We start from the raw sequence: 4,695 nt of genomic DNA on the forward strand, positions 1-4,695 counted from the left end.
TACCTTTAAACTATATTATTCAGTACCTTAGCAAAAACCCTTGATAATACAAACAAAAGTCAATCATCGGCAATAGAAATAATCTTATTAAAAATGTAATGCTACCGAGTGAGATTTCCTGCAGACAGATGACACTATCCTATGCAGTGAGGTTAACCTTGAGATCGCTGTAAATGAGGACTAATAATTGAATTTGTGATAGAGCCAGTGCATAAGCAACGTTGATTTTATCTGAAGACTTTACTAGCAGTAGCGCTAATTTTCTTGGGACAACTAAGGGTAAAATTTATAGTCACATTCGGTGATAAAAATTTTATTTGAGAAGAGTTTTATGCGTATGAAAATGAGCGCGGCTAAAGCTATGCTATTCTTCCTACGTCAGCAGAAGAGCTTGTTGCTTTAGTATAATGGTTGTCCCTTCACAGGAAGTAGAACAACCAGTACAAATTACTCAAAATTACTGTGTTAGCAGGTTATGACAACTTAACTAAGTTTAAAATAACTTCGCTACATTTACCGACCTAAAGCTAAACCGCCTGCCCACAAGCAAAACCAGATGCCCAACAAAATTGGAAATTATAGCCTCCTAACCAACCCGTTACATCAATCACTTCACCGATAAAGAACAAGCCTTGCTGCTTTTTACTTTCAAAGGTTTTTGAAGAGAGCTCATCGGTATTTACCCCACCCAAGGTTACTTCGGCGGTGCGATAACCTTCAGTGCCATTTGGCTTGATTTGCCAAGCATGTAAGTAGTCACTTAACTGCTTTATTTCTGGGTGGTTTAGCTGCTTAATCGGCTTGTCGACGATAATGCCATCTTTGACCAGCACTTCAACAAAACGTTTCGGTAATAAAGTCGCTAGCAGGTTTTTCACTGACTTTTGCCCTTGTTCACTTTGCCACTGAGTTAAGGTGTCGCTAAGGTTATATTCAGGTAATAAGTTAATGGTTACTGCCTGCCCTGCTCGCCAAAAAGACGATATTTGTAATATCGCTGGTCCTGATAGACCGCGGTGGGTGAATAAGATATTTTCTTTAAAGCTCGTACCATCTTCACTGGTGACTTCGGTCAATAAACTGATGCCTGACAAACCATCGAAGCGTTGTTTATCATGTTCATGCAAGGTAAAGGGTACTAAGGCAGCTAAGGTTTCCAGTACGTTTAAGTCAAATTGCTCGGCAATTTTATAACCAATAGGAGTTGCACCCAGTTTTGGCATGGTTAAACCACCGGAGGCTACCACTAACGATTTACATTGGTAGCTTTTATCGGTCGTAGTAACTAGGTAACCCTGGCTGTTTTTAGTAACCGACAATACCTCAGTACGCAAGTTTACTTGTACGCCGGCCCACTCACATTCGGTCATCAATATATCAACCAGATCTTGTGCGCTGTCATCACAAAATAACTGACCTAGGGTTTTATGGTGGTATTGCAAACCATGTCGGTCGACTAAATCAATAAAGTCTTGTGCGCTATAGCGGCTTAGTGCTGATTTTACAAAGTGAGGGTTTTGGCACAGATAGTTTTCAGGACTGGCTCCTTCATTGGTGAAATTGGCACGACCACCACCACTGATTAGTACTTTTCGTGCCGGCTTTTTGCCCATATCAACCACAATAACGCTTTTACCACGATAGCCTGCTTGTGCTGCACACATTAAGCCTGCCGCGCCGGCACCAATTATTAATACGTCTGTTGTGATCACTGTTACACCTTAAGAAGAAAACCCGAAAATTTCGTCGCTATTATAATCTTTATGCAAATAGTGCGTATACAAAAAAGGGTAATGAAGTGGCTTTTATTACTAATAAGTCCGTTTTAATCCGTTTCATGCCATTGCCAGGAAAGTGCTGACTATTGCCAAAATAAAGAAATGCAAAGATTGTGTAAAGATAGGAACTCTTACCTAAAGTGCCTATCTATTGCTGCATAACATTCGCCAACAAATTGTTGCAACTTTAGAGTATGAAAAACATATGATGACACTTAAATCCCTACAAGCCTTTAAAAGCGTCCTTGCTGCCAGCGTATTACTATTTATCTTACTAGGCTGTGGTTCTAGTGATGAGGGTAGCGGAACAGGCTACGTTAAACTCTATAATTTATCTAAAGACTCACCCAGTATTTATTTAACCGTAGATGAGAATCTAACTGAGGATAACGATGATGATGATCATTATGAACAAACCTTTTCTGGCGTTGCCTATGGCAGTGCCCATAGTAATATCAGCTTAACCAGCAAAAACTACTATTACTACCAGCTTGCTTGGCAAGATGATGTCAGCTTAGCGACTGATGATCTGACCGTCATTTATGAAGATACCCTCGCCTTAGTTGAGGATACTATCCATATGATAGTACTGAGCGATAGCATTTTGTCGCCACAAGTGATGGTACATAGCTTTCCTGTGATTGATGATGACGATGATACCACTAACGATCTGTTTAATCTTAGAGTGCTAAATATGCATTCAAATCAGCAAGCAGTTGATTTTTATCTCTCTAAAGAGAATGAAAGCTTTAATGAGGCGGTTTTAGTTGGCCAATTTGATTATCAGCAATTATCTGATAATCAAAAGCTTGACCAAGATGACTATATTTTTTATGTCACCACTGCCGGTAGTGATGAGGTGTTATTTAGATCAAGCAGCATTGCTTTTGCTTATAGCTCGCAGAATATTATGGTGGTAAGAGACAACATGGGGGCGGGATCTTCTCCTTATGTGTTAGATAAAATGTCGGACTCTGCGGTAATTGAGTATGTAGACGCCGAAGCTGAAGCACAGTTTAGGGCTTATAATGCCGTAGCTAACCATGAGCAACTGACTAGTTACCAAGAAGCTTTTGCTTTGCATATTAACGGTGTTGGTGATAATCCTGCCATCACATTTCTACCTTATGGTGAAATCAGTAATGCACTCACCTTAGCCAGTGGTGACTACAGCGTAGACCTCACCACTATTGAGGAAAATACACCATTATTAAGTAATCATCTATTGTCGTTAGTTGAAAATACCAATCAAACTTTATTCTTCTATGCTGAGCAAGAGTATGTCGACGCTGATAACGATGGCAATATTGATGAAAACGGTGATGGCATCATTGATGAAATTGAAGTTAACTTATTTTCTTTGATGGTTGAAAATAGCTTACTGAGCAGTATTTATGAACATGAAATTGAAATAGTAAACTTAATTCAATCTGATGACTTTACTCAAGTAGCTGTTTACTTTGTTAGACAAGATGAAACCATAAGCTCTGCCACTTATTATCGTGAACTTAACTATAAAAACACTAGCTCAATTTTCTTAAAAAATAACAGTTATCAAGTTTTTGTCATCGCTCAAGATAATGGTAGCTCGATCATATTAAATACTTTTGCATTAATGCTTAATGAGCAATCAAAGGAACAATTTTTAGTGCTTGAAAGCAGTGATAGTTCGCCAACAGGTTATAAAACAACAATATTCAAGCAAACGCCCGAACAAGAAGACACTTCAGAGTAACCGCTATGAGAACTCAAACAAGTCACTTACCCTTAGATAAATTATTAATTGCGCAAGTTGAGCTAAATTTTTTAAATCGCTCGGTATTATTTTTAGGGCAAACTATTACCACTACAGGGCTAGAATTTAATTTACTGGCATTGCTTATGAACGATGCCGGGGCGCTAGTTGCAAGAGAGGTTATTGCTGAATGTATTTTCCAACGTAAGGTGACCAGTTGTGATAAAAGTATTAATAGTCACATGGCAAATTTAAGAAAGAAGTTACTGATGATATCGAAGCGTAAGGTTATTCAAACAGTTAAGGGACAGGGGTATATATTTTTACAGTCTGAACTAACTTAGCTTAGCTAATAAACTGACAAAGCTTACCTTAAATTCGAAAAGATAAATTAGCAATGTTTCCCTCATGATTACCTTTAAAGGCATCTTGAATTTTTGAGGGGAACATTTAATTATCCACTAAAGCTTAACTCTGTGGTGAGCTGCTTATGCGTTCGCTTCTGTCATTATGCTGGTACTGCCAGTTTTGGCAAGTTCAGCTAAATCTTTATCAACGAAGAATAACGCATGACCATCGTTACCTACTAGATTGATTTTATCTAAAATACCTTTGAATAAAGTCTCTTCTTCATGTTGCTCAGCCACATACCATTGTAAGAAGTTAAAGGTAGAATAATCTTGATTCGTAAACGCTTCATGAGCAAGTGAGTTAATACGCTCAGTGATTAAACATTCGTGATCATAAGTTAGTTGAAATAACTGACCTAATGTTTCAAATTCATGTGGCGGCGCATCAATAGCACCAATAATAGGCAAAGCACCGGTTTCACTTACGTAAGTAAATAAACGGTTCATGTGCTGAATTTCTTCATTAGCATGTTTACGTAAAAACTCTGCAGCGCCGGCAAAACCTTTTTCTTCACACCAGGCACTCATTTGTAAGTACAAGTTTGAAGAGTAAAACTCTAAATTAAGTTGTAGGTTTAACTTTTTTACCATTTCAGCTTTTAACATAATTTTGCCTTGAATATTTTAATTGGGTGAATTCTGCCTTTTTATCCGATAGAATTCAAGTGAAAACAGCATAAAGCACATAAAAAACCTTATTAACCAATGGGTTAATAAGGTTAATCATTCTTATTTGTGTTCTCTTGTTTATTGCTTTTAGTATCAGCTTTAT

At 37.8% G+C, this 4,695-nt stretch carries 4 protein-coding genes; 2 read left to right on the forward strand and 2 right to left on the reverse strand.

The window, feature by feature from the left end:
* Positions 1-527: 527 nt before the first annotated feature.
* Positions 528-1,712, reverse strand: a complete 1,185-nt coding sequence (locus HRT50_RS17745) for an NAD(P)/FAD-dependent oxidoreductase (protein WP_291616974.1) — start codon at positions 1,710-1,712, stop codon at positions 528-530.
* A gap of 271 nt (positions 1,713-1,983) precedes the next feature.
* Between HRT50_RS17745 and HRT50_RS17750 the strand changes: the two genes are divergently transcribed.
* Together HRT50_RS17750 and HRT50_RS17755 are read left to right on the forward strand one after the other, a co-directional pair.
* Entirely contained in the window at positions 1,984-3,513 is a 1,530-nt protein-coding gene (locus HRT50_RS17750) for a hypothetical protein (protein ID WP_291616976.1), read from the forward strand.
* A 5-nt stretch (positions 3,514-3,518) separates the two neighbouring features.
* A complete protein-coding gene (locus tag HRT50_RS17755; RefSeq protein ID WP_291616978.1) occupies positions 3,519-3,857 on the forward strand; it encodes a winged helix-turn-helix domain-containing protein in 339 nt (112 codons plus the stop codon).
* 144 nt (positions 3,858-4,001) lie between these two features.
* Here HRT50_RS17755 and ftnA read toward each other — a convergent pair whose 3' ends face one another.
* Complete coding sequence (gene ftnA / locus HRT50_RS17760; protein ID WP_019029710.1) at positions 4,002-4,529, reverse strand: non-heme ferritin; 528 nt, start codon at positions 4,527-4,529, stop codon at positions 4,002-4,004.
* Positions 4,530-4,695: the final 166 nt, after the last annotated feature.

This window comes from Colwellia sp. (assembly GCF_013215345.1).
GTDB lineage: Bacteria > Pseudomonadota > Gammaproteobacteria > Enterobacterales > Alteromonadaceae > Colwellia.

Coding starts and splice junctions, on each gene's coding strand:
- HRT50_RS17750 (WP_291616976.1), top strand. CDS start 1,984: ATGATGACACTTAAATCCCTACAAGCCTTTAAAAGCGTCCTTGCTGCC.
- HRT50_RS17755 (WP_291616978.1), top strand. CDS start 3,519: ATGAGAACTCAAACAAGTCACTTACCCTTAGATAAATTATTAATTGCG.
- ftnA (WP_019029710.1), bottom strand. CDS start 4,529: ATGTTAAAAGCTGAAATGGTAAAAAAGTTAAACCTACAACTTAATTTA.